Here is a 24,652-nt window from a genome sequence, read left to right as displayed (position 1 = left end):
GGGCCCTTTGTGACTGCTCGCGCAGTAAGGAGTTAGTCGGCCTTGGCCAACCGGGTCTTCAGCGCGTCGAACTCGTCCTTGATGCCGGTCGGCAGCTTCTCGCCGACGAAGGAGAACCACTCCTCGATCAGCGGAAGTTCCTTGCGCCATTCGTCGGCGTTGACGACTAGCGCCTCGTCCACATCGGTGGCATCCACGTCGAGACCGTCCAGATCGAGGTCGGCCGCCGTCGGGACGATGCCGATCGGAGTGCTCTTGCCGTCGGCCTGGTGCTCGATGCGCTCGATCGCCCACTTCAGCACGCGGCTGTTCTCGCCGAATCCCGGCCACAGGAACCGGCCGTCTTCGCCGCGGCGGAACCAGTTGACGAAGAAGACCGCGGGCATCTTGGACTCGTCGGCGTTCTTGCCAAGGTCGATCCAGTGCTGGAAGTAGTCGCCGACGTTGTAGCCGAGGAACGGCAGCATGGCCATCGGGTCGCGGCGGACGGTGCCGACCTTGCCCTCGGCTGCCGCGGTGGTCTCCGAGCCAAGCGTGGCCCCGATGAACACGCCGTGCTGCCAGTCACGCGCCTGGGTGATCAGCGGAACCGTGGTCTTGCGACGCCCGCCGAACAGGATCGCCGAGATCGGCACGCCCTGCGGGTCGTCCCACTCCGGCGCCAGCGTCGGGCACTGCGAGATCGGGGTGCAGTACCGCGAATTGGGGTGCGCCGCCTTGGTATCCGACTCGCGGTCCCACTCCTGGCCCTTCCAGTCGATCAGGTGGTCGGGGTCGCCCTCCAGGCCTTCCCACCACACGTCACCGTCGTCGGTCTTGGCGACGTTGGTGAAGACGGTGTTGCCACCGGCGATGGTCTTCATCGCATTCGGGTTGCTGCTCCAGTTGGTGCCGGGCGCGACGCCAAAGAAGCCGAATTCGGGGTTGACGGCGTAGAGGCGGCCGTCCTTGCCAAACCGCATCCAGGCGATGTCGTCGCCGACGGTCTCGGCGCGCCACCCGGGGATGGTCGGCTGAAGCATCGCAAGGTTGGTCTTGCCGCATGCCGACGGGAACGCCGCGGCGATGAAGTAGGCCTTGTTCTCGGGGCTGATCAGCTTGAGGATCAGCATGTGCTCGGCGAGCCAGCCCTCGTCGTGGGCCATCGCCGACGCGATGCGCAGCGAGTAGCACTTCTTGCCGAGCAGCGCGTTGCCGCCGTAGCCGGAGCCGTAGCTCCAGATTTCGCGGGTCTCGGGGAAGTGGGTGATGTACTTCGTGTCGTTGCACGGCCACGGCACGTCGGCCTGGCCATCTTCCAAGGGCGCACCGATCGAGTGCAGCGCCTTGACGAAGAACCCGTCGTCGCCGATCTTGTCGAGCGCTTCCTTGCCCATCCGGGTCATGGTGCGCATCGAGACGACGACGTACTCCGAGTCGGTGATTTCCACGCCGAGCTTGGGATCCTCCGCGCCGAGCGGGCCCATGCAGAACGGCACGACCCACAGGGTGCGGCCACGCATCGAGCCGCGGTACAGACCGGTCATCAGCTCCCGCATCTCGGCGGGGTCCATCCAGTTGTTGGTCGGGCCCGCGTCGATCTCGCGCTCCGAACAGATGTAGGTGCGCGATTCGACGCGCGCCACGTCGGACGGGTCGGACAAGGCCAGGAAGGAATTGGGCTGCTTCTTGTCGTCGAGCTTCTGGAAGGTGCCCACCTCGACGAGGTGTGAGGTCAGACGTTCGTATTCTTCGTCGGAGCCGTCGGCGAACATGACGCGATCGGGCTCGGTGAGCTCGGCAACCTCTCGAACCCAGGCCAGCAGCCCCTCGTGTTTCGTCGGTGCGCTGTCCAGACCGGGAATGGTCGCTGAGGTCATCTAAAATCTCCTGCTCGGCGGTCTCGGTGAATGCCTGGGATCGAGGTTAACGCGGGTGACATACCCGCGGTTAATCGGTGGTATGTCCGTTGTCTCACAGGAACGATTCAGATGAGCGTTTCCGGCGAAATTGGCCACGAATTCCTTGATTCACCACCATTCATACTGGTCAGTAACAACATCGCGCGTCAACGCCCGGCTCGCCACCCCCGACTTCGGCGGGGCTTCGCGCACTCCCACCGCCCATTGCGACTCGGCCCCGAGCAAGCGCTCGGCGACCATCGCCTCCCCGTGCCACCGCAGCGCCGCGACCACCTCTACCGCCCACCTGTCGAGCATCGCGCGATCGTGCAGCAACCCCCGCGCCCGCACCACCCACACCACCAGCGCCAGCCCGGCCGCGATGCCGGCCGCCCATCCGAGCGCCGAGGACCCCGGCACCAGCCCCGCCAGCAGCCGACTGCATGCCACCGCGACGCCCGTCCCGAATCCCACGCCGAGCACAGCCACCAGCTGCCCCTCCAGTCGTCGGGAGGACGTCGTCGTCCGGCTCGTGTCGGGGGGATCGGGCCGCGGCGGGGCCGGCGTCGCGGTCAACCCGAGCCCGGCGGCGGCGGTGTCGACCACGCGGTCGACCTCTTCGGCCAACCGCACGTGAAACCGAAGCGCCGCCGCCGTCACCAGGGCCTCGAAGCCTGCCGATCCGCCGACGCCCACCTCGGCGGCCCCGTCGCGAAGTTCGGCGCGCAGCGTCGCGCTCTCGTCCCTGACGACGCGGAGCAGCCGTAGCCGTGCCCCCGCGAGCACACGTCTCACCTCGGCCGGGTCCGGCCCCAACGGAGCCCGCACGGCACGAAACCTGCTGACGGGCAACGGACTTCGCGTCGACTCAGCGCGCAGCAGGTCCACCAACGCGTCGACTCGGGGTCCCCCGAGACCCGGCGCTGCGGCGACCCCCAGCCACGGCGTCGCACCGTACCGCCCGTCCCACCCCGCGACGCGGGCCCGATCGGCAGCCACGACGTCACGCCACCGGAGGTGCGCGTCGATCTTCGACACCACCCCGATCACCCGACCGGCACGCACGACCACCGGCTCGACCGACGCCCAGTCCGACCTGGTCAACGGCGCCGCGGCCGAGAAGACGGCCAGCACGGCATCGGGTGCGCGGCCCGCCAGACCGTCGGCCTCGACGACGTCGACCCCGGGAACGCGGGCACTTAGGGCGGCCACGACACCACCCACCCCGGCCAGCGGCGGCCCGACCACCAGGACGACGCGACCGGGCACCGTCACGCCCGCTGCTTCCGCACGTCGTCCAGCAGCCGCAGCGAGCCCCTGACGATGTCGGCGCTGCACTGCCTATGCAGCGCGTTGACGGGCCCGCGGCCGTACCTGCGCCACGCCAGCGCACGGTCGAGGTGGGCGGCCGCGGTGTCACCCCGGTCGACCGACAGCCCGGCCGCGGTGACCACGTCGACCGCCGCGGTCATCGTGGCCATTGCCGCGACGTCGGAGGCCAACAGTTCCAAGAGCGCAGCGTGGTCCAATTTGGCAGCGAGACACTGCAATTGGACGACCGCTCCGCGCAGTCGGCGGTATCTGGTCGGCGCCGCCACCGCGTCGAGGGCGGAGAGCACCTCGTCGACGTTGCCCACGCCCGCCAGATGCGTCGACAACCGCTCGGGGTCGCACCCGTCGGCCAGCGCGAGGACGGCATGGGCAATGCCGAACCGGTCCAGCCGTGCCAGCAGCCGGATCCGGACGTCCCGTTCGACCGGATGGGGGTCGTCGACGAAGGCGTCGACGCTGGTCAGGTTCGGCGGTTCGGTGACGAAGTGGCGCAGTGCCGCGACGAGGGCGTCGTCGAGGTCGGCCGGCTCCAGCGCGGCCAGCAGCCCGACCGCCACGACGGCAGGGATGCCGACCTGCCGGTGGATGCCGACGGCCCGCCGCCGAGCCACCGCCATCGGTCCCCCGGCGCCGGTCCCGGCCAGATCCGCCTTGGTGAGCACGACCAACGCCGGTCGACGGTCGGACCGAACCATGTCGAGGTCTTCGTCCTTCACCGCCTCCGCGACGACCAGCACGCACACGTCACCGTCGGAGGAAGCGGAGACGGCGACCCCACGCCGGCGCAGCGCGGTCGCCACGTGACGGCGGCCGACGCCCTCTCGGCCCAGCACCGCGACTCGGACCGGCCGGCCAATGCGGTCGGCAATCCGCTTCACGCGCGGGTCACCGGCCACTATCTGAAGCTCCCCGATGAATGCCTGCGTCACCACAACTCCCCGATGCTCCCCCGGATTTCATCGTGGCACCGCCGCGCACCCCCGCCGAGCGGCAAAATCCCGCCGCTGCGCGCTAGCGGGTCAAGGCAACTGTTGGGTATCAAATTGCACCACGATGCGGGCACACCGGCCCCGATGAGCGACCATGGACTGATGCACGCGCAGCGCGAGGGGTCCGATCAGTCGGTCTCCGATGAAGACTCCGTCGGCGCGCACATCCCTCGCCGCGTCAGCAGCTTCCGTTCCCGCCGGTCGGCGTTGTCGGGACTACAGCGCGAAACGTGGGATCGCCGCTGGCCAGAGCTCGGAATGCTGGTCCGGGACTCCGACGGTGAGATCGCCAACCCGCTCGACGCGGAGGCCTGGTTCGGCCGGTCCGCGCCGCTCGTCCTCGAGATCGGATGCGGAACCGGCGTCTCGACCCTGGCGATGGCGGCGTCCGAACCGGACCTGGACGTCATCGCCGTCGAGGTCTACAAGCGCGGCCTCGCGCAGCTGCTCAACGGCGTCGACCGCGAGGGCCTCGACAACGTCCGCCTGATCCGCGGCGACGGAGTCGACGTGCTGGAACACCTCCTGACCACGGGTTCGCTCACCGGCGTCCGGGTGTTCTTCCCGGACCCGTGGCCGAAGGCGCGCCACCACAAGCGCCGACTGCTGCAGCCGGACACCGTGGCCATGATCGCCGACCGGCTGCGGCCCGGCGGGATCCTGCACGCCGCGACCGACCATCCCGGCTATGCCGAGCAGATCGGCGAGGTCGGCGACGCCGAACCCACCCTGCGCAGGCTGAGCGACTCCGTGATCGCCGACGCCGGTGCCAACCTGCCCATCTCGGTCCGGCGACCGGTCACCAAATATGAGGACAAGGCGCAACAGGCCGGCAGCGCCGTGGCCGAGTTCATCTGGGAGAAGCTGTCATGAGCCTCACGGAGGACTTCGACATGATCGGAGAGGACGTCGGCGAGATTGCCGACGACCTCCCGAGCGAGGTCGGCGACACCGTCGACCTTCAGCCCCAGACCCCGCAACGCGTGCTCCTGGTCTGGGACGCACCCAACTTGGACATGGGGCTTGGCTCGATCCTCGGTGGTCGCCCGACGGCGGCGCACCGGCCCCGGTTCGACGCCCTCGGCCGCTGGCTGCTGGCCCGCACCGCGGACCTGTCCCGTGAGCGTGCCTCCGACGAGCCGCAGGTCACGTTCGAGCCCGAGGCCACGGTCTTCACCAACATCGCGCCGGGCAGCTCCGACGTCGTCCGACCGTGGGTGGAGGCGCTGCGCAACGTCGGTTTCGCGGTGTTCGCGAAACCGAAGGTCGACGACGACAGCGACGTCGACGCCGACATGCTCGAGCACATCGCGCTGCGCCGTCGCGAGGGCCTGGCCAGCGTGTTCGTCGCATCCGCCGACGGTCAGGCGTTCCGGCTGCCGCTCGAGGACATCGCCAGGGACGGCATCCCCGTCAGCGTTCTCGGATTTCGCGAACATGCGAGTTGGGCGCTAGCGTCGGATACCTTGGAGTTCGTCGACCTCGAGGACATCTCTGGTGTCTTCCGAGAGCCGTTACCGCGAATCAGCCTTGATTCGCTGCCCCAGCAGGGCGCGTGGTTGCAGCCGTTCCGGCCGCTGTCCTCGTTGCTTACCTCACGCTCGTGAACGATTGAGATCGACGCAGCGGAGGTAGAGAGAACTTGAAGAAGATCAGTTAGGAGCTCACGTGTTCGCCTGGTGGGGTCGGATGGTGTACCGATTCCGATACATAGTTATCGGAGTCATGGTCGCGCTGTGCGTGGGCGGCGGCATCTACGGCGCAAGCCTGGGTCAGCACGTCACACAGAGCGGCTTCTATGACGAGACCAGTCAGTCGGTCGCCGCGTCGGAACTTGCCGACCAGGTCTACGGACGTGACCGGCTCAGCCACATCGTGGCCGTTCTCGACGCGCCCGATGGCAAGAAGGCCGACGACCCGCAGTGGTCGAAGGAAGTCAAGGCCGAGCTCGACAAGGTCGTCAAGGACCACCCCGACCAGATTCTGTCGTGGCAGGGCTACCTGACCAATCCGTCCGGCGACCCGACCACCAACAAGGCCCTCGCCAACGACGGCACGCGCACGTTCATCGTCATGCCGCTCAAGGGCGACGACGACGACACCATCCTCAAGAACTACAAGCTCATCCAGCCGGATCTGCAGACCGTCGACGACGGCAAGATCCAACTCGCCGGCCTTCAGCCCATCGCCAGCGAGCTCACCGGCACCATCGGAGAGGACCAGAAGCGCGCCGAGGTCGCAGCCATCCCGCTGGTCGCGGTGGTGCTGTTCTTCGTCTTCGGCACCGTGATCGCGGCCAGCCTGCCCGCCGTAATCGGTGGCCTGACCATCATGGGCGCGCTCGGCATCATGCGGGTGGCCGCCGACTTCACCCCGGTGCACTTCTTCGCCCAACCCGTCGTGACCCTGATCGGTCTCGGCATCGCGATCGACTACGGCCTCTTCATCGTGAGCCGGTTCCGAGAAGAGCTGGCCGAGGGGTACGACACCGAGGCCGCGGTGAGACGCACGATGATGACATCCGGTCGCACCGTGATGTTCTCGGCGGTGATCATCGTGGCGTCGTCGGTGCCGCTGCTGCTGTTCCCGCAGGGGTTCCTCAAGTCCATCACCTACGCGATCATCGCGTCGGTCATGCTCGCGGCGATCATGTCGAACACGGTGCTCATCGCGTCGTTGGCCGTGCTCGGACACCGCGTCGACTCACTCGGCGTGAACTCGCTGACCAAGTTCGCGCTGCCGAACACCATCCACTCGGACCCGTCGAATCCGAAGAAGAACACGTTCGCACTCGCGGCGATCCCGACGGGCATCCTGTTGCCTCCGATAGGCATCGCGGTCGGGCACATCGCCCGCACCCAGATCAAGAAGACCGGTGAGCAGGGCGCAGGCCTGGCCTACATCGGCCTGGTGTTCGCCTACCTCGGTCTCTACGGCGGACTCGCCTACGGCTGCTACGCGATGCGCGACGCGGGGATCATCGAAGGCTCGCTGTTCTGGATCCTGCTCGGCATCGTGATCTTCTGTGCCAGTGTCACCGCGATCCTGGCGGTGGCGCGGTTCGTCCCGTTCATCCGCCGGATCACCGTCTCGTGGCTGAACTTCCTCACCGAGAAGACCCAGAAGACGAAGACCCGCGAAGAGGTCGAGAAGGGCTTCTGGGGCACCCTCGTCAACAAGGTCATGAAGCGGCCGGGCCTGTTCGCCCTGCCCATCGTGATCGTCATGACCCTGCTCGTCATCCCGCTCGGTCAGCTCGCCCTCGGCGGCATCAGCGAGAAGTACCTTCCGCCGGACAACGCGGTGCGTCAGGCGCAGAACGCCTTCGACTCCAGCTTCCCCGGCTATCGCACCGAGAAGTTGACCCTGGTCGTCCAGGGCGCGACGCCGGAACAGCTCGCCCAGGTGAAGAACGAGGCGTCGCAGATCACCGGGTTCACCGGCACGTGGGACGAACGTCCGGTGGCGCCAGAGGTCAAGGACTCGAAGATCCCGCTCGGCGCGGACGGGCAACCGCACCCGTGTCTGTCGAAGGATCTGCCCTGCGTCCTGCAGAACGGCCTCGAAGTACGCAACGACGCCTCCAAGAAGATCGACGAACTCCGTGAGATGTCCGCCCCGAAGGGCGTGACGATCTGGGTCGGCGGCACCCCCGCGCTGGAGCAGGACAGCATCCACAGCTTGTTCGCGAAGCTGCCGGTGATGGTCGTGGTCCTGATCCTGACCACCACGGTGCTGATGTTCCTGGCCTTCGGCTCGCTGGTGCTGCCCATCAAGGCGGCGCTGATGAGTGCGCTGACGCTCGGCTCGACGATGGGCATCCTGACCTGGATGTTCGTCGACGGCCACGGGTCCGGACTGATGAACTACACGCCGCAACCGCTGATGGCCCCGATGATCGGTTTGATCATCGCCGTCATCTGGGGTCTGTCGACGGACTACGAGGTGTTCCTGGTCTCCCGCATGGTGGAAGCCCGGGCCCGTGGACTCTCGACGGCCGAGGCGATTCGCGTCGGCACGGCGACCACCGGTCGACTCATCACCGGCGCCGCGCTGATCCTGGCGGTCGTGGCTGGCGCGTTCGTGTTCTCCGACCTGGTGATGATGAAGTACCTGGCCTTCGGCCTGCTGCTGGCGCTGCTGCTCGACGCCACCGTCATCCGGATGTTCCTGGTGCCTGCGATCATGAAGATGCTCGGCGACGACTGCTGGTGGGCGCCGCAGTGGATGAAGCGCATCCAGGAACGGCTTGGCCTCGGCGAGGTCGAGCTGCCCGACGAGCGCAAGCGGCCGACCGCCCGCGAGGCCGAGGTCGACGCCGAAGCCCTCGTCGGCGCCGGAGCACCCATGCGGGCGCTCTCCCCGCACGACCCCACGCATCCGCAGCCGGGACCGCGCTCGGTGACCACGGGCAAGGTCGCGCCGCAGCGGGTCAGCCCGCCGTCGGCAGCGGGCACCACGCGCTTGCCAACGGCACCGCCTGCGCCTGCGGCCGAGCCGCCGACGACGCGGATGCCCGCCGCCGCGCCCGTCGACCAGACGACTCGGATGCCTGCTCAGACCGAGGCACCCACCACGCGCACCCCGCGGGTCGACCCGGGCCGCCCGGCCACCCCGCCGCGGACCCCGGCCCCGGCCAAGGCGTCCAGCCCCCGAGGCTCGGACGACGCCGCCGGTCGGGAGATCGAATCCTGGTTGGGTGACCTGCGCGGCGGTGCCGGCCAGGGCGACGCCAAGCGTCCGCCGACGGCAGGCCGCCGCCAGCCACCGCCGCCTGCGACCGAACCACCGACCACCGCGATTCCCGTTTCTCGGCCGGACTCCGACCAGACCGAGAAGATCGACACCCGTGAGGTGTCCGACGAGAATCCCAAGCGTCGGGGCGGCGGCATGAGCGCCGCGGACCTGCTGCGTCGGGAAGGCCGGCTCTAGTCCTTCTTGGACAGTTCGTCGGTCTCGCCGTCGATGGGCGGACCGACGTCTGCCGCGAGAGCGGCTTCCTCCGCGGCGGGGTCGTCGGCGAGCAGGACGCGCATCGCGCTGTTGACCACGGCGACGATCGGCACGGCCAGCAGCGCCCCGACGATGCCCGCCGTGACGCCGCCCGCGGTGATCGCCAGGACCACTGCCAGCGGGTGCAGTGACACCGCGCGGCCCATCACCAACGGCTGCAGGACGTGCGCCTCGAGTTGCTGCACGGCGATGATGAGCCCAAAGGTGATCAGTGCGTAGACCCACCCCTTCGCGATCAGCGCGACGATGACGGCCAGTCCCCCGGTCAGCACCGCGCCGACCAGCGGGATGAACGCACCGAGGAACACCAGCGACGCCAGCGGCAGCGCGAGCGGGATGCCCATGATCGCCAAGCCCGTCCCGATGCCCACCGCATCGACGAACGCGACCAGGAACGTGGCGCGCACATAGCCGATCAGCGAGTGGAAACCCGCCCGGCTGGCGTCGCGCACCCTGGGGCGCACGTTCCTCGGGAAGATCTTCGTGACGAACGCGAAGATGTGGCGGCCGCCCTGCAGCAGGAAGATGAGCGTGAACAGCATCAGCAGGGCGCCGGTGACGATCTCGGTGATGGTGCCCGCCGTCGACAGGGCGCCGCTCGTCAGCTTCGACTGGTTGTTCTTGAGCGCCTCGATCGCGGTGTCGGTCGCACTCTTGATCTGGTCGTTGCTGAAGTGCGACAGCAAGCCGGTGTTCAGCGAGTTCCTCGCGTTGGTGATGCTGAGGGTGACCTGGTCGACCAATGCGGGCGCGCCCTGGATGAACTGGCTGACGACGAACGTCAGAAGGCCGCCGACCACCACGATGCTGCCGACGATGACGGCTGCCACGGCGGCGCCCCTCGGCAGTCCCTTGCGGTCCAGGAAGTCGACGAGCGGAAGCAGCATCGCCGTCACCATCGTCGCAAGCAGCACCGGCACGACGATGACCTCGAGGTGCGAGACGACCCAGATGACGGCGACCAGCGCACCCAGGATGATCAGCAGCCGCCACGACCACGCGGCGGTCTTGCGGACGATGGGATGGACCGACGCGTCGGCCTCCGGATCGAGTGACAGTGATTTGAGCGGAGATGACGCGAAGGCCTCTGACGACCGGGAAGGCATCCCGGTAGCGTAACGACTCGCCGCGCCGGTTCCTGGCAAAGCTGGCGGTGTGGTGGCGCGCCGTTACCCTGGAGGCCGTGTCGCAGGATGCCGTCCACGGCGGGAGCGGAGCGATCGGGGAAGCTGCCTCGGCGGGCAAGAGCGAAGCGACCGGGGAATCAATCCAGGAGTGCCGTCCACGCGGGAAGTACTGGTGGGTGCGCTGGTTGCTGGTCGGCGTCGCCGTCTCGGTGCTCGCCGTCGAGGTCGTGCTGGTGTGGGATCAGCTCGCCAAGGCGTGGCGAAGCCTGTTGTCCGCGAACTGGTGGTGGGTGCTGGCCGCCGCGTTCGCGGCGCTGGCGTCCATGCACAGCTTCGCCCAGATTCAGCGCACGCTACTGAAGTCCGCGGGCGTCCACGTCAGGCAGTGGCGTTCGGAGGCCGCGTTCTACGCGGGCAACGCGCTGTCGACGACGATGCCGGGCGGTCCGGTGCTCTCCGCCACGTTCGTGTATCGACAGCAACGATTGTGGGGCGCCTCCCCCATGGTCGCGTCGTGGCAGCTGGTCATGTCGGGTGTGCTGCAGGTCGTCGGCCTTGCGCTGATCGGCCTCGGAGGCGCCTTCCTCCTCGGCGCCAGCAAGAACCCGCTGTCGCTGATCTTCACGCTCGGCGGGTTCCTCGCCCTGCTGGTGCTGGCGCAGTCCGTCGCGTCCAACCCTCAGCAGATCGACGGCATCGGCGTGAAGGTGCTGTCGTGGTTCAACTCGCTACTCGGCAAGCCCGCCGACAACGGGCTGGCCAAGTGGCGCGAAATCCTCTGTCAGCTCGAGTCGGTCAGCCTGAGCCGGCGGACCCTGGGCACCGCCTTCAGCTGGTCGGTGTTCAACTGGGTCGCCGACGTCGCCTGCCTGGCGTTTGCCGCCTACGCCGCGGGCGGCAAACCGTCACTGGCGGGTCTGACGGTCGCCTACGCGGCGGCGCGCGCGGTCGGCTCCATCCCGCTGATGCCCGGTGGGCTTCTGGTCGTCGAGGCCGTGTTGGTTCCCGGCCTGGTGTCGAGCGGGATGACGTTGGCGTCGGCGATTTCGGCGATGCTGATCTACCGGCTGGTGAGCTGGATCTTCATCTCGGCGATCGGCTGGGTGGTGTTCTTCTTCCTGTTCCGCACCGAGAGTGCCGTCGACCCGGACGCCGCCCTCGACGAGAACCCGGCCGACCATTCGACCGAGGCTGGGGCGATGCCTGCACAGTTCAGCCCCGACCCCGAGGTGTCCTACGAACCCGAAGCCAGCCACGAGCCCGGAGAGCGGCCCTAGGATCGGCAGATGCACCGCATCGGCTCCGGCGCCGCAGCCATTCTCGGTGCGGCCACGCTTCTGACCGCGTGCGCCACCCCGACGGAAGGCCCGCCAACGTCGAGCAGCGCCGCCCGCGCGACCTCGTCGACGCTGGCTCCGTCGGCGCCTCCGGCTCAGGCCACTCCCGTGCTCGCCACCGTGGTCGCCGCGCCCGTGCCGGTGCCCACCACCGACGGCAAGCGTCACCTCGCCTACGAGCTACAGCTCACCAACGCCTTGGACGGCGACGTGACGCTGACGTCGTTGTCGGTCAAAGCGGGAACCGACGAGCTGCTGACCTTGGCCGGCGACAAGCTGGCCTACTGGATGCGGGCACTCGGGGCACCGCAGACTCCCACCACGACGTTGGGTCCTGGACGGGCAGGCATCGTGTGGCTCGACGTCGTCCTCGACGAGTCGGCGCCAGTTCCGACCGACCTGTCGCACACCATCGTCGCGAACCTGGCCACCCCGATGCCGCCGTTGTTACCCGCCACCGTCACGGAGAACGCCGTCGCACCCGTCACGGTCTCCACGCGCCAGCCCGTGGTGATCTCGCCACCGCTGGACGGTCCGCGCTGGCTGGACGGCAACAGCTGCTGCGACATGACGGCACACCGGATGGCCATGAACCCGCTCGACGGAAACCTTTGGGCCGCTGAACGATTCGCCATCGACTACGTACAGTTGAGCGCCGACGGCACCGTGTTCGCCGGTGACAAGTCCCGGCCCGAGAGCTACCCCTACTTCGGCGCGGCCATTCACGCCGTCGGCGACGGACCCGTCGTCGCCGTGCTCGACGGTCTGCCCGAACAGGTGGCGGGCGTCAGTCCCGTCGGACTCCCGCTCGACCAGTACGCGGGCAACCACGTGGTGCAGGAAATCGGCGACGGGAACTTCGCCCTGTACGCGCACTTGAAGACCGGCAGCGTCACCGTCAAGCCCGGCGACTCGCTGACGGCCGGTCAGGTGATCGCCAACCTCGGCAACACCGGCAACACCGACGCCCCACATCTGCACTTTCACGTGATGAGCACACCGGACCCGTTGCGCTCCAACGGTTTACCCTTCGTGTTCAAGGACTTCACCCTCGACGGAAGACTGGCCTCGATGAATGCACTCGACCCCCTGCTGGCGGGGCAACCGGCGCCGATGGCCCCGGGAACGACTCCACGGGCTGAGAAGGCGCTGAGCCCTTTGGTGCTCGACGTGATGACCTATGCCGCGGGATGACCGCACGGCGGTGGCCGGCGCCGCCGCGGCCGACGTGTTGTGCGTCCTGGTGTTCTGCGCCATCGGCAGGCGCAGTCACGCCGAGGGGATCACCGTGGCGGGCGTCGTCGAGACGGCATGGCCGTTCCTGGCCGGAACCACGTTCGGCTGGCTCGCGGCACGGGCGTGGCGCCGCCCGACGGCGTTGGCGCCCACCGGAATCGTCATCTGGCTGAGCACGGTCGTCGTCGGAATGTTGTTGCGCAGGGCCACGTCTGCGGGAACGGCGCTCAGCTTCGTGGTGGTCGCTTCGCTTTCGACCGCCATCCTGCTACTCGGTTGGCGCCTCGGCGCAAGGGGCCTCCCTCGCCTCCGAAGAAACCCCTGAGCGAATCGTCGGATTCCGAATCCGCCTCCGGCTCGGGGGAAGTCGACACGGTCAAGGTCGCCCGTAGCCCACCGAGCGGCCCCTCGGACAGCTCGATTCCGCCGCCGTGCAATTGCGCCTGCTGAGCCACCAGCGCCAGCCCAAGCCCCGATCCGCCCGGCGTCGCGGTGCTGCCGCGGGCGAACCTGCCCATGACGAACTGATGTTCCTCCGTCGGCAGGCCGCAGCCGTCGTCGTCGACGACTATGTTCAGCACCTCGCCGCTGCCGTCGGTTGCGGTGTGCCTGCGCGCGGTCAGCAGGATCGTCGAGGCACCGCCGTGCGTGATCGCGTTGCGCACCAGGTTGTCCACCGCCAGCCGCAGCCCACCCGACCAACCCCAGATCGCCCCGATGGCGTCGTCGCTCTGCACGACGATCTCGACGTCGCCCGCCCTGGCGTTCTCCCGCGCCACCCGGTCGAGCATGTCGGTGACGTCGATCAGCTCCCGGTCCTCGACCTGTGCGAGCTGCCCCGACGCGAGCTGGCCGAGGGCGGTGATGATGGCCTCGACGCGCCGCTGGGCACGCGCCAGGTCCCCGACGACCTCGTCGCGTTCCTCGGCGGGCAGATCGTGGATTCGCAGCGTGTCGAGGTCGGCGCGCATCGCGGTCAACGGCGTGCGCAGCTCGTGGGCCGCGTTGGCCGCGAAGTCCTGGGCCGCCTGAAGGGAATTCGTGGTGGCCAGCTGGGCCGCGGCGAGGCGCTCGAGCATGCCCGCCATCGCCTCCGACAGTTCTTCGGCCTCGCGCGCGCCCCTCACCGCCGTCATCCGGTCGCTGCCCTTGCCGAGCCGCATCGTCTGCTCGGTGAGCCTGCGCAACGGTCGAATGGCCGGCCCCGCCAACATCCAGCCCAGCCCGCCCGCGATGAGAACGGTGACCACGCCGACCGCGGTGTAGAGCGGGATCCGCGCGCGGTTGAGCAGGATGCTGTCCGCGCGGATGCCCACCGACACCAGCACCCCGCCCTGCTGGTCGACCGGGATGGTGCGCACTCGATACTCGATGCCGTTGACCTCGACGGTCTCGGTGCCGGGCTCCAGCTGTGGCAGCTGGAACCCCCGCTGGAACACCACCTGGCCAGAGGACCGCGCCCGCCCGGTTTGCAGCACACCGTTGGTCTGGTCGTAGACGCTGGCGTCGACGATCGAGTCCAGCCGACGGTCGAGCTGTGCGGCGTCGTTGTTGGCCAGCACCACCGACGTCAGCACGGTGAAGACCGCGACGACGGCGGCCGCGGCCGCGGCGGACGCCAGGGCGACCCTGGTCCGCAGCGACGCGGATCTGCCGAACCGGTGCAGCTGCACCTCAGGGCTCGTCGCGCAGGACGTACCCGATCCCGCGAACGGTGTGGATCACCCTGGGGTGGCCTTCGCGCTCCAGCTTGCGCCGCAGGTAGCTGATGAAGACGTCGGCGACGTTCGTGTCGACCTCGAAGTCGTAACCCCACACCAACTCGAGCAGCCGCTGCCTGGTCAGCACCACGCCGGCATTCTCCGCGAGCACTGCCAGCAGGTCGAACTCCCGCTTGGTGAGCTCGGCCCGGTCGCCCTCGACGAACACCAACCGCCTGGCCGTGTCTATGGTCAGGTGGCCGACGGTCATGGTGTCCGGCGACCGCTCCGACAGGCTCGACCGGCGCAGCAGAGCGTGCAACCGGGCGACCAACTCGCCGAGGTCGAACGGCTTGGTCAGGTAGTCGTCGGCACCCGCCTCGAGTCCGGCGATCCTGTCGTTGACCGTGTCCCGCGCGGACAGCACGCAGATCGGGATGTCGTTGCCCAACGCCCGCAACGCCGTCACGACCGCAACACCGTCGAGCTCTGGCATCTGGACGTCGAGGACCAACGCGTCATGCGACTCGTTGGAGAGCAGCCGCAACGCTTCCTTGCCGGTGGCGGCGACCCTGACGTCGAACCCCGAGTGCCGCAATCCGCGGGACACGGACGTTCTGACGTCGGGGTCGTCGTCGACCATCAACACCGTGCGACCCGCGCCGTCAAGCGCAGGTGGTTCAGCCACCTGCACCCGGGTTACGGAATTGCGGGCGCAGGAGCGGCGCCGCAGCGATTCTTCAGGTCGACCAGAGGCTGACGGATGCCCGTCAGATCGGCCTTGGCCATGGGGTTGGCGTTCATGTAGTCGGCCACCTTGGTGCGCATCTCTTCACGGGGCAGCCCCTCGAGGCTGGTGAAGAAGTAGTTCACGTCCGGGTGGGTGAACAGGTATGCCGACGTCGACGCAGACACTCCCGACGACACGCCTGCGAGATCCGCGGCAGAGCAGTTCGGGGGGTTGAGGGCCGGATCATCTGCCAGGGCAGACGGCAGCGCTCCGAACAACATCGCGCCTGCGATCGCACTGGCGCCCATCGCGCCAGCAACCGCACGTCGCCCAGCACGGGCCGAGAGCAACATGATCAAGCTCCTTCTTCGAATGTGCACAGACCTTCAAGAATTTCCGGCGACCGCGCCTTGACGCGGTTGCCGACACCGGAAAGCTAAGCAGAATCGGTCACGAGATTCTCGCCTTGCGTCCAATCCACGGCGGAAAACCCAGAACATCCTGCTCACGACCACCTCGTGAACACGCAGACGAGTCGCTTGGGACTACCTGGGAGTCACCGTCGCGGGCCCTGGGAGCGGACCGGTCCCGGGTGCGACGGCGGCGGCGGCCGGCGACTGGGCGGGCAGGGCGACCCCGGGTGCCCCGGCGTTCGGCACGGTCGACAGAGCGCTGGGCAAACTCCCCGGCACGGATGCGGCCGGCGACTGCACCCCCTGCAGAAGGCCCATCACCTGCGGCAGGGTGAACGGCAACCGGCAGCGGGCGGAAAGACTCTGGAGCGGGGCCTGCAACGCCTGCATGTCCTTGGCCGCCTGCGGGTTGGCGTCGAAGTACGTCTTGAGCGCCACGAGCGACTGCGGACCCGTTTGCTGCTGCGAGACGGTGGTCAGCGCGGCATTGGTCTCGGGATGCGCGTCGAGGTAGATGGCCGTCGAGGTGGCGACGGACCCGATCGAGCGGGCCACCTCGCTCGCCGCGCAGGGGTCAGCCGCCGCGGTGGCCGAGGGCGCCGACGGGGTTGCCATCGCGGCGACGACGGCACCGCCGACGACGGATGCAGCGAACACGCCGCCGAGGCAGCGTCGAAGAGCGGAGCTAGTGGTATTCATGTCACCGGCCATGATGCCATCGGCGCGGCTCGGCTACCAATCCGCACAGCAAATACCCAGGTCGGTCAGGTGAGGGTTCGGCACCGCCCGGCGCCGTCGTGCGGGTCGGTCACCCTACCTCGTGCTGCGGTACGCTCACGGAACGAAACACACGGAGTAACGCCGGATTTCTCGCGGGGAGTAAGGCAGGGGTCAGCCATCCAGCAGTTCATGTTGCGGTTGAGCAGCAAGCTGCGTCGATACCGCTGGGCAGTCTTCATCGCGTGGCTGCTCCTCTTGCTTCCGTCGGTGTACCTCGCCCTGAACCAGTCGGGCAACCTCACCGGCGGCGGTTTCGAAGTGGCAGGCTCGCAGTCGCTGAGCGTCGAACACGCCATCCAGGATCACTACCCGGATCAGGGCGCGTCCCCGTTGGCACTGGTGGCGGCGCCACGCGCCGACGCCTCGTTCGACGACATGACCGCGGCGGTCGGGCAGCTCGAGCGCATCGCGGCAGAGGTTCCCAGCGTCAAGGTGATGCCCAACCCTCGGCAGCCACCACCGCAGCCGGATAGGCCGTACGTCATCTCGTTGCAGACCGACTTCAACAGCGGCAGTTCCGACGTCGCCAAGCAGCTGCGCAAGAAGGTCGGCATCGACGGCGATCAGCCAGGTCAGATCGAGAACGGCCACGTCAAGCTCTACGTCATCGGCCAGGGTGCGCTCGGCGCCGCGGCCAGTGAGGCCACCAAGCACGACATCGCCCAGGCCGAGAAGTGGAACCTGCCGATCGTCATGATCGTGCTGTTGGCGGTCTTCGGATCGCTCGCGGCCGCGGCGGTGCCGTTGGTGCTCGGCATCTGCACCGTGGCGGTGACGATGGGGCTGGTCTACCTCCTGGCGATGGTCACCCAGATGTCGGTGTTCGTCACCTCGACGGTGTCGATGTTCGGCATCGCCCTCGCCGTCGACTACTCCCTGTTCATCCTCATGCGCTTCCGCGAGGAACTGCGGTCGGGCCGCGACGCGGCACAGGCCGCCGACGCGGCGATGGCGACGTCGGGCCTCGCCGTGTTGCTCTCGGGCCTCACCGTGATCGCCTCGGTAACCGGCATCTACCTGATCCACACCCCCGTGCTGGCGTCGATGGCCACCGGCGCGATCCTGGCCGTCGCGCTCGCCGTCCTCACCTCCACCACGCTGATCCCCGCCGTGCTGGCGACGTTCGGCAAGGCGGCCTCCAAACGGTCGTCCTACCTGCACGTCTCGCGTCGACCCGAGACCACGCAGTCCAGGTTCTGGACCCGCTGGGTGGGCTGGGTGATGCGACGTCAGTGGATCTCCGCGCTCGGCGCGACGTTGGTCCTGGTCGTGTTGGCAGCCCCAGCGTTCGCGATGACGCTCGGCAACAGCTTGCAGCGCCAGTTCGAGCCCACCCACGAAATCCGCGGTGGCATCAGCGCGGCCGCGCAAGCGCTGGGCCCCGGCGCGCTCGGTCCCATCAAGGTGCTGGTGACCTTCCCCAACGGCAACGCCAACGGTTCGCAGAACACCGGCGCACTCGACGCACTGCAGCAGAAGATGAGCCAGGGTCCCGACATCGCGACGGTGTCACCCCCGGTGTTCGCCAACGACAACCGCAGCGCCCTGCTGTCGGCGGTCCTCTCGATCGACCCGGAGGACCCCGCCGCGCGGGACGCCGTCGACTGGCTGCGCGCCGAACTGCCGGGCGCCGCCCCCGGCTCCCCCGCAGTGGTCGACGTCGGCGGGCCCACCGCGCTGCTCAAGGACTTCGACCACCGCGTGGCCACCACCCAGCCGATGGTGTTCGTGTTCGTCGCGTTGATCGCGTTCGTCATGCTGCTGATCTCGATCCGCTCGGTGTTCCTCGCGTTCAAGGGCGTCCTGATGACGTGCCTGTCGGTGGCGGCGGCCTACGGCAGCCTCGTCGTGGTGTTCAAGTGGGGCTGGCTGGAGGCCCTCGGGCTGGAACCCCTCGGGTCGCTGGACAGCACCATCCCGCCACTGGTCCTCGCGATGACCTTCGGCTTGTCGATGGACTACGAGATCTTCCTGCTCACCCGCATCCGGGAACGCTTCCTGCAGACCAACAACACCCGCGACGCGGTGGCCTACGGCGTCAGCACCAGCGCCCGCACGATCACCAGCGCGGCGCTGATCATGATCGCGGTGTTCGTCGGATTCGCGTTTGCGGGCATGCCGTTGGTGGCCCAGCTCGGCGTGGCGTGCGCCGTCGCGATCGCCGTCGATGCAACGATAGTGCGACTCGTTTTAGTGCCGGCGCTGATGGCGATGTTCGCCCAGTGGAACTGGTGGCTGCCCGGCTGGCTGGATCGCATCCTGCCGTCGGTGGACTTCGAGAAGCCGCTGCCCAAGGCCGACATCGGCGACCTCGTCGTCATCCCGGAGGACATCTCCACGATGGGCCCGTCGGGAGCCGACATCCGCAACGTCGTGAAGTCCGCGGCGAAGCTCAAGACGCTGGCGCCGCAGACCGTCACCGTCGCCGACCCACTCGCGTTCAGCGGCTGCCTTCCTCCCGGCGGATCGATCGCCGCGCACGTCAAGGGGGGTGACGAGCCACTCGAAAGGATGCGGCCCGGCGACACGCTGCGGCTCAACACCGCGCACTACGGCGGCGGGAGGTCCGGACGGGCCGCCGCGGCGAAGAACGGCAAGCCGGGCAGCCGGTTCTTCCCACGTCAGCCCGTGCACCCGGTGACGATGTGGCGGGGCAGGCTCGCCGTGGCGCTCGACGCCTTGGCCACCGCCGCCGACGCGGACCGGCCAACGGTGCGACGACTCAGCCCGATGGAGACCACCAACGTCCTGCTGCCCACCGGCGACCGCCTGCAGATTCCGACCGGCGCCGAGACGCTGCGGCTCAAGTGCTACCTGATCATGTGCCGCAACAACGCCAAGGACTACGCAGAGTTTGCCGATCTCGTCGAGTCGATGGAGACTCAAACCGCGGCTGTGGTGCTGGCCGAAATGGACCGGTACTACTCTGGAGAGCGGTTGAGAAGCCACTGGGTGGCGACACAACTCGTACGGCGGTTGGCCGACCCACACCCGGCCGACGACGACGAAGACTGGATGGGCCCCGAATCGGAGTCCGACTGGGCACACGTCAGGCAACGTTGCCTGTCGGTGGCAGTTGCGATGTTGGAGGAGGCGAGGTGACGTTGACTTCGGATACGCGCGGCGATGCCGCCGGTCGCCAGAGGCCCGCCGCGACCGCACCCCGTAGCCGTCCCGCCGTCGACCAGCGCCCCGTCGAATTCTGGCCAACCTCGGCCATTCGCGAGGCACTGGAGACCGACGACCTGACCGTGTGGCAACGCATCGTCGTCGCCATCAAACGCGACCCGTATGGCAGAACGGCCCGTCAGGTCGAAGAGGTTCTCCACAACGCACCGCCGTACGGAGTGTCGAGGGCGTTGGACGAAGTGCTCACCCGCACCCGTGCTCATCTCGAGGCCAACGAGTGCGCCGAGGTGGGCCGCCACGTCAACATGCTGCTCCAGCGCTCCGGCCTCGGCCAGGACGAATTCGCCTCGCGCATCGGCATTCCGGCCGACCAGTTCGCGTCATACCTTCAGGGCACGACCAGCCCGGCGGCCTCGCTGATGATCAGGATGCGGCGATTGTCCGACCGCTTCGCCAAGATGCGCGGCCACGCCGACTGACTAGCGAGAGTTGATCGGCGACAGATCGTCGACCAGCCAGCGCCCGTCTTGCTTGAGCAACGAAACCCGCAGCGGCAGAGCCACACTCGACGCCGGCTTGCCGGGCGCGTTCTGGGTTCCCCGCATGATCACCGCGACGACCGCGGCCTGTGGGCCGATCGCTTCGACCCCCGCGGAGACCGTGCTGGCCGACACCGTCAGCCCCTTGCTCGTCAAATCCTTTGCCATGGAGTCGAACTCGCCGCGAAACCCGTCGGCGCCCTGAGGCGTCATCATCGCGGTCAGCCGGTCGACGTTGGCGCTCGGGTTCTGCGGGGTGAAGGTCGCCGACGCCTCCGCGGCGCTGCTGGCGATGCCGACCACCTCGGTCATGTCGCGGTTCATCTGCGCCTGCGGCGCCGTCCACCGCGCGTAACCGACCACGACGGCTGCCGCCAGCGCGACAGTGGCCAGCCCCACCACGGCCAGCCGTAGACCCGGCCCGTCGTCGTCGGTGCCAACGGTGACGCCGTCGCGCCGGTACAGCACGGTGTTGACCACGACGGCTTGGACGATCAGCAGGCACAGCACCGAGCACACCGACACCCACCACAGCGGCCAGGCCAGCGCGACGCCGAGATAGACCAGTGCCAGGATCGCGGCCAGCGGGGCGAGCACGTCGAACGCCAGCACCCGGAAACGGTTCCTCATCGGATGGTCTCCAACCGCGACACCAGCAGCTTGCCCGCGACGTCGGAAATGGCCAACCGCAACGTCCAGTGCACGGTCAGCGGCTTGGCACCAACGTTCTGGCTGACCGAGGTGGCGACGACGAGGACGTTGTCGGTCCGCGACGACACCGTGGCCAGCTCGGGCTGCGGCACCGGCGGCAGCCCCGGGTCACCCGGTGCGGCATGGAACAACGACTCGATTGCGACGGATTCGACCTGCCCGACGGTCTGGGATTGCAGCTTCTGCACCACCTGGCTGAACGGCTCGACCGCGGTCTCGAAGTTCGCGTTGAGCTGGCCGACGGTGCCGTCGTGCAGGGTCTGCATGCTTTGCGTGACGGTGCCGGAGTTCATGTTGATCAGAACTCCGGTCCAGTCGGCGGCCGCTTGCAGCACGCGGGTTTGGTACGCGCGCTCGTCGACGTCGTTGCGGTGACCGTTCCACAGCAACACCCCGAGGACGACCGCCGCCACCGAGACGAGGCCCAGTACCGCGGAGCCGATTCCGAACCCGGTCATGCCGCCACTTCCGGCCGGGGTTGGCTCGTCGTCGAGCTGGTCTGGCATGGCCGTGAGGGTACCCGGCCCCTTGGAGCGGCCGCGGCTGGCAGGATGGTCGAGTGACGTTAGAAGCTACCCACTCCGGTATCGACCTGTCCTTCGTCGACGACGGCACCCGCCCTCAAGACGACCTGTTCGGCCACGTCAACGGGCGCTGGCTGACCGATTACGACATCCCCGCGGACCGCGCCACCGACGGTGCCTTCCGGCTGCTCGCCGACCGGGCCGAGGAGCAGGTGCGCGATCTGATCATCGAGGCCGCCTCGGCCGATGCGCCGCCCAACACCGACGAGCAACGCGTCGGAGACCTCTACGGCAGCTTCATGGACACCGAAGCGGTCGCACGGATCGGCGTGCAGCCACTGATCGACGAGCTCGAGACCGTGGACCTCGCGGCAGACCGGACCGCGTTGGCGGTCATCCTCGGCGGATTGCAGCGCACCGGCGTCGGCGGGGGCACGGGCCTGTACGTCGACACCGACTCGAAGGACTCGACGCGCTACCTCCTGCACCTGTCGCAGTCCGGTCTCGGCCTTCCCGACGAGTCCTACTACCGCGACGCCCAGCACGCCGAGATCCTGGCCGCCTACCCGGGACACATCGCGCGGATGTTCACGCTGACCTACGGCGAGGACTACACCGGGGAATGGGAGGCCACGGCCGCCCAGATCGTCGCGCTGGAGACCAAGATCGCCGCCGCTCACTGGGACGTGGTCAAGCGCCGCGACGCGGACCTGACCTACAACCTGAGGGCGTTCACCGACCTGGTCGACGAGGCGCCAGGGTTCGCCTGGGCTGAGTGGTTGACCGCGATCGGCGCGGGATCACCCGGAGGCCCGGGGTGGCCAGCCGAGGTCGTCGTCCGCCAGCCCGACACCCTGACGGCATTCGCCGCGCTGTGGGCGAGCGAGGACCTCGACGACTGGAAGTGGTGGCTGCGGTGGCGGGTCATCAGCGCCCGGGCTGCGATGCTCACCGACGAACTGATCGCCGAGAACTTCGACTTCTACGGCCGCACGCTGAGCGGCACCCAGGAGATTCGCGACCGCTGGAAGCGCGGCGTGGCGCTGGTCGAGAACCTGATGGGCGACGCGGTCGGAAAGCTGTACGTGGAGCGGCACTTCCCGCCGGACGCCAAGGCCCGGATGGACGAGCTGGTCGCCAATCTCCGTGAGGCGTACCGCGTCAGCATCAACGATCTCGCGTGGATGACGCCGGAGACCCGCGAGCGTGCCCTGGCCAAGCTGGACAAGTTCACCCCGAAGATCGGCTATCCGGTGCGGTGGCGCGACTACCCGGACCTGGTGATCGACCGAGCCGACCTGTACGGAAACTACAAGCGGGGCAACGCCGCCGGCTACGACCGCGAGCTGGCGAAGCTCGGCGGCCCAGTGGACCGCGACGAGTGGTTCATGACGCCGCAGACGGTGAACGCCTACTACAACCCTGGCATGAACGAAATCGTCTTTCCCGCAGCCATCTTGCAGCCGCCGTTCTTCGACGCCGACGCCGACGACGCCGCCAACTACGGTGGCATCGGCGCGGTCATCGGCCACGAGATTGGGCACGGGTTCGACGATCAGGGCGCCAAGTACGACGGCGACGGGAACCTCGTCGACTGGTGGACCGACAGCGACCGTGCCGAATTCGGTTCGCGCACTGAGGCGTTGATCGCCCAGTACGAGAAGTACGTGCCGCGGCAGCTCGGCAGCGGCCAGCACGTGAACGGCGCCTTCACCGTTGGTGAGAACATTGGCGACCTCGGCGGCCTGTCGATCGCGCTGCTGGCCTACGAGTTGTCGTTGGGAGGCAAGCCGGCTCCGGTGATCGACGGCCTGACCGGCGTGCAGCGGGTCTTCTACGGCTGGGCGCAGGTGTGGCGCACCAAGTCCCGTGACGCCGAGGCCATCCGGCGGCTCGCGATCGACCCGCACTCACCGCCGGAGTTCCGGTGCAACGGCATCGTCCGCAACCTGGACGCCTTCTACGACGCGTTCGAGGTGGCCGAAGACGACGAGCTGTATCTGGATCCGGCTCAGCGCGTGCACATCTGGAACTAGCGGCCAGTTGCCCACCAGACGTAAAAGGCCCTGAAACACTAGGTTTCAGGGCCTTTTACGTCTGCTCGCGGAGTACTCGCGAGTTACATCTGCCAATCCTGGGCGCCGTCGTTCTGGTTGTACAGCCCGACGGAGTTCTTCACGACGATCGGGTCGCCGCTGCCGAAGTTGTCGAAGAACCACTGCGCGTTGGCCGCGCTGAGGTTGATGCAACCGTGGCTCACGTTGCGCTTGCCCTGATCGGCGACGGACCACGGCGCGCTGTGCACGAAGATGCCGCTGTTGTCGATCCGGACCGCGTCCTGAACCTTCAGCTTGTACCCCTGCGCCGAGTTGACCGGCACGCCGTACGTCGAGCTGTCCATGACGATGTCGTTGAACTTCTCGAGCACGTAGTAGGTGCCGTTGGGGGTGTCGTTGCCCGTCTTGCCGAGCGACACCGGGAACGTCTTCTCCAACGTTCCGTTCCGGACGACCTGCATCTGATGCGTGGCGTTGTCGATCGTCGCCACCAGCGACTCACCGGTCCGGAAACTGGACTTGGCGCCACCGGCGTCGATGTTGACCGTGGTGTTGGCCGGCCAGAAGTCGATCGGACGCCAGCGCAGTTGCGTGTCACTGAGCCAGTAGAACTTGCCGGGCACTGCCGGCACCGACGAGACGTGCACCGCGGACTGGGCCATCTGACGGTCTGCGATCGGCCGGGCGAAGTTGATCGCGATCGGCTTGGCGACGCCCACCATCGAGCCGTTGCTCGGGTTGAACGACGGGGCCGCGAAGACCGGCGGCCCGGTGTAGGGGGTGGGATCCTGTCCGGCAGGGGTGCCCTCGGGGATCACCGTGGGCGCAGGCGCGGGTGCGCCCAGCGGGTTGAACGGCGGCGGCGCCATCGGATCTCCGGGCGGCGGGAAGCCGAACGGCATCGGGGCGGGCGGTGGCACGTCCCCGAACGGGGGCGGGGCCGGAGCCTCGATCGGCTGCGAGTCGATTGCCGCCGGATCCGGGTTGACCTCGGGATCTGCCCAGGCAGACGGGCTGCCGATGACGAATCCTCCGACGAGACCAGCGGCGAAGATCGCCGTCGCAAATCGCGTCGTGGTCCGCGTGAACGTGCTTTGGCGCATGCGCCACCTCCAATACAGTGCTTCAAGTGTTACACAGCGGACGGATCCAGCA

20 protein-coding genes are annotated in these 24,652 nt (G+C 68.2%); 9 read left to right on the top strand and 11 right to left on the bottom strand.

What is annotated here, in order from left to right; translation table 11 throughout:
• Window positions 1–32 precede the first annotated feature (32 nt).
• From ASD37_RS24945 to ASD37_RS24935, 3 genes are all read right to left on the bottom strand, one after another.
• Window positions 33–1,859, bottom strand: a complete 1,827-nt coding sequence (locus tag ASD37_RS24945; protein WP_056557949.1) for a phosphoenolpyruvate carboxykinase (GTP) — start codon at window positions 1,857–1,859, stop codon at window positions 33–35.
• Between the two features lie 150 nt (window positions 1,860–2,009).
• The gene (locus ASD37_RS24940) at window positions 2,010–3,155 is read right to left on the bottom strand and encodes a hypothetical protein (protein ID WP_056557947.1); all 1,146 of its coding nucleotides are present in this window, start codon (window positions 3,153–3,155) and stop codon (window positions 2,010–2,012) included.
• Complete coding sequence (locus tag ASD37_RS24935) at window positions 3,152–4,141, bottom strand: hypothetical protein (RefSeq protein ID WP_235568542.1); 990 nt, start codon at window positions 4,139–4,141, stop codon at window positions 3,152–3,154. The genes ASD37_RS24940 and ASD37_RS24935 overlap by 4 nt, the downstream gene beginning before the upstream one ends.
• A 144-nt stretch (window positions 4,142–4,285) precedes the next feature.
• Here ASD37_RS24935 and trmB point away from each other — a divergent pair, with 144 nt between their 5' ends.
• The 3 genes from trmB (at window position 4,286) to ASD37_RS24920 (ending at window position 9,133) form a co-directional block, all read left to right on the top strand.
• A complete protein-coding gene (gene trmB, locus ASD37_RS24930; RefSeq protein WP_056557945.1) occupies window positions 4,286–5,074 on the top strand; it encodes a tRNA (guanosine(46)-N7)-methyltransferase TrmB in 789 nt (262 codons plus the stop codon).
• Complete coding sequence (locus tag ASD37_RS24925) at window positions 5,071–5,808, top strand: NYN domain-containing protein (protein ID WP_156721082.1); 738 nt, start codon at window positions 5,071–5,073, stop codon at window positions 5,806–5,808. The genes trmB and ASD37_RS24925 overlap by 4 nt, the downstream gene beginning before the upstream one ends.
• Window positions 5,809–5,869: 61 nt before the next feature.
• Window positions 5,870–9,133 (top strand): MMPL family transporter, encoded by a 3,264-nt coding sequence (locus ASD37_RS24920; RefSeq protein WP_056557943.1) that lies wholly within the window; start codon window positions 5,870–5,872, stop codon window positions 9,131–9,133.
• Here ASD37_RS24920 and ASD37_RS24915 read toward each other — a convergent pair.
• Entirely contained in the window at window positions 9,130–10,320 is a 1,191-nt protein-coding gene (locus tag ASD37_RS24915) for an AI-2E family transporter (protein ID WP_156721081.1), read from the bottom strand. The two genes, ASD37_RS24920 and ASD37_RS24915, sit on opposite strands and share 4 nt — an antisense overlap.
• 161 nt (window positions 10,321–10,481) lie before the next feature.
• On the opposite strand from ASD37_RS24915, the gene ASD37_RS24910 reads away from it, so the two are divergent.
• From ASD37_RS24910 to ASD37_RS31170, 3 genes are read left to right on the top strand one after another with little or no spacing between them, the layout of a single operon-like run.
• Window positions 10,482–11,618 (top strand): YbhN family protein, encoded by a 1,137-nt coding sequence (locus ASD37_RS24910; protein WP_162253316.1) that lies wholly within the window; start codon window positions 10,482–10,484, stop codon window positions 11,616–11,618.
• A 9-nt stretch (window positions 11,619–11,627) separates the two neighbouring features.
• Window positions 11,628–12,872, top strand: a complete 1,245-nt coding sequence (locus ASD37_RS24905; protein WP_056557940.1) for a M23 family metallopeptidase — start codon at window positions 11,628–11,630, stop codon at window positions 12,870–12,872.
• The gene (locus tag ASD37_RS31170) at window positions 12,859–13,239 is read left to right on the top strand and encodes a DUF3054 domain-containing protein (protein WP_082570400.1); all 381 of its coding nucleotides are present in this window, start codon (window positions 12,859–12,861) and stop codon (window positions 13,237–13,239) included. The genes ASD37_RS24905 and ASD37_RS31170 overlap by 14 nt, the downstream gene beginning before the upstream one ends.
• Here the strand turns inward: ASD37_RS31170 and ASD37_RS24895 are convergent.
• From ASD37_RS24895 to ASD37_RS24880, 4 genes are all read right to left on the bottom strand, one after another.
• Window positions 13,142–14,587, bottom strand: coding sequence for a HAMP domain-containing sensor histidine kinase (locus tag ASD37_RS24895; RefSeq protein WP_082570399.1), 1,446 nt, complete (start codon window positions 14,585–14,587; stop codon window positions 13,142–13,144). The two genes, ASD37_RS31170 and ASD37_RS24895, sit on opposite strands and share 98 nt — an antisense overlap.
• Window position 14,588: 1 nt before the next feature.
• Window positions 14,589–15,257, bottom strand: a complete 669-nt coding sequence (locus ASD37_RS24890) for a response regulator transcription factor (protein ID WP_185935010.1) — start codon at window positions 15,255–15,257, stop codon at window positions 14,589–14,591.
• A gap of 56 nt (window positions 15,258–15,313) precedes the next feature.
• The gene (locus ASD37_RS24885; protein WP_056557933.1) at window positions 15,314–15,697 is read right to left on the bottom strand and encodes a heme-binding protein; all 384 of its coding nucleotides are present in this window, start codon (window positions 15,695–15,697) and stop codon (window positions 15,314–15,316) included.
• 192 nt (window positions 15,698–15,889) lie between these two features.
• A complete protein-coding gene (locus tag ASD37_RS24880; RefSeq protein ID WP_056558293.1) occupies window positions 15,890–16,456 on the bottom strand; it encodes a hemophore in 567 nt (188 codons plus the stop codon).
• A 210-nt stretch (window positions 16,457–16,666) separates the two neighbouring features.
• Between ASD37_RS24880 and ASD37_RS24875 the strand changes: the two genes are divergently transcribed.
• Window positions 16,667–19,639, top strand: a complete 2,973-nt coding sequence (locus ASD37_RS24875; protein WP_056557931.1) for an MMPL family transporter — start codon at window positions 16,667–16,669, stop codon at window positions 19,637–19,639.
• On the top strand, window positions 19,636–20,145 hold the full coding sequence (locus ASD37_RS24870; RefSeq protein WP_056557929.1) for a helix-turn-helix transcriptional regulator: 510 nt from the start codon (window positions 19,636–19,638) through the stop codon (window positions 20,143–20,145). Before ASD37_RS24875 ends, ASD37_RS24870 begins: the two co-directional genes overlap by 4 nt.
• On the opposite strand, the gene ASD37_RS24865 is transcribed toward ASD37_RS24870, so the two are convergent.
• Both ASD37_RS24865 and ASD37_RS24860 read right to left on the bottom strand, forming a co-directional pair.
• The gene (locus ASD37_RS24865) at window positions 20,146–20,835 is read right to left on the bottom strand and encodes a hypothetical protein (RefSeq protein WP_056557927.1); all 690 of its coding nucleotides are present in this window, start codon (window positions 20,833–20,835) and stop codon (window positions 20,146–20,148) included.
• The gene (locus tag ASD37_RS24860) at window positions 20,832–21,422 is read right to left on the bottom strand and encodes a hypothetical protein (RefSeq protein WP_056557925.1); all 591 of its coding nucleotides are present in this window, start codon (window positions 21,420–21,422) and stop codon (window positions 20,832–20,834) included. The genes ASD37_RS24865 and ASD37_RS24860 overlap by 4 nt, the downstream gene beginning before the upstream one ends.
• Before the next feature lie 53 nt (window positions 21,423–21,475).
• Here ASD37_RS24860 and ASD37_RS24855 point away from each other — a divergent pair, with 53 nt between their 5' ends.
• Window positions 21,476–23,476, top strand: a complete 2,001-nt coding sequence (locus ASD37_RS24855; protein WP_056557923.1) for a M13 family metallopeptidase — start codon at window positions 21,476–21,478, stop codon at window positions 23,474–23,476.
• 83 nt (window positions 23,477–23,559) lie between these two features.
• Here the strand turns inward: ASD37_RS24855 and ASD37_RS24850 are convergent, their stop codons facing one another.
• Window positions 23,560–24,600, bottom strand: a complete 1,041-nt coding sequence (locus tag ASD37_RS24850; protein ID WP_056557921.1) for a L,D-transpeptidase family protein — start codon at window positions 24,598–24,600, stop codon at window positions 23,560–23,562.
• Window positions 24,601–24,652: the final 52 nt, after the last annotated feature.

The organism is Mycobacterium sp. Root135 (genome assembly GCF_001426545.1).
Taxonomy (GTDB): Bacteria; Actinomycetota; Actinomycetes; order Mycobacteriales; family Mycobacteriaceae; genus Mycobacterium.
The sequence above is the reverse complement of the archived record's forward strand: the minus strand, read 5'-3'. Positions and strand labels throughout refer to the sequence as shown.

Excerpts from the sequence above, each read along its gene's own strand:
- ASD37_RS24945 (WP_056557949.1), bottom strand. The coding sequence starts at position 1,859 with ATGACCTCAGCGACCATTCCCGGTCTGGACAGCGCACCGACGAAACAC.
- trmB (WP_056557945.1), top strand. The coding sequence starts at position 4,286 with ATGAGCGACCATGGACTGATGCACGCGCAGCGCGAGGGGTCCGATCAG.
- ASD37_RS24925 (WP_156721082.1), top strand. The coding sequence starts at position 5,071 with ATGAGCCTCACGGAGGACTTCGACATGATCGGAGAGGACGTCGGCGAG.
- ASD37_RS24915 (WP_156721081.1), bottom strand. The coding sequence starts at position 10,320 with ATGCCTTCCCGGTCGTCAGAGGCCTTCGCGTCATCTCCGCTCAAATCA.
- ASD37_RS24905 (WP_056557940.1), top strand. The coding sequence starts at position 11,628 with ATGCACCGCATCGGCTCCGGCGCCGCAGCCATTCTCGGTGCGGCCACG.
- ASD37_RS31170 (WP_082570400.1), top strand. The coding sequence starts at position 12,859 with ATGCCGCGGGATGACCGCACGGCGGTGGCCGGCGCCGCCGCGGCCGAC.
- ASD37_RS24890 (WP_185935010.1), bottom strand. The coding sequence starts at position 15,257 with ATGGTCGACGACGACCCCGACGTCAGAACGTCCGTGTCCCGCGGATTG.
- ASD37_RS24885 (WP_056557933.1), bottom strand. The coding sequence starts at position 15,697 with ATGTTGCTCTCGGCCCGTGCTGGGCGACGTGCGGTTGCTGGCGCGATG.
- ASD37_RS24880 (WP_056558293.1), bottom strand. The coding sequence starts at position 16,456 with ATGAATACCACTAGCTCCGCTCTTCGACGCTGCCTCGGCGGCGTGTTC.
- ASD37_RS24875 (WP_056557931.1), top strand. The coding sequence starts at position 16,667 with ATGTTGCGGTTGAGCAGCAAGCTGCGTCGATACCGCTGGGCAGTCTTC.
- ASD37_RS24865 (WP_056557927.1), bottom strand. The coding sequence starts at position 20,835 with ATGAGGAACCGTTTCCGGGTGCTGGCGTTCGACGTGCTCGCCCCGCTG.
- ASD37_RS24860 (WP_056557925.1), bottom strand. The coding sequence starts at position 21,422 with ATGCCAGACCAGCTCGACGACGAGCCAACCCCGGCCGGAAGTGGCGGC.
- ASD37_RS24850 (WP_056557921.1), bottom strand. The coding sequence starts at position 24,600 with ATGCGCCAAAGCACGTTCACGCGGACCACGACGCGATTTGCGACGGCG.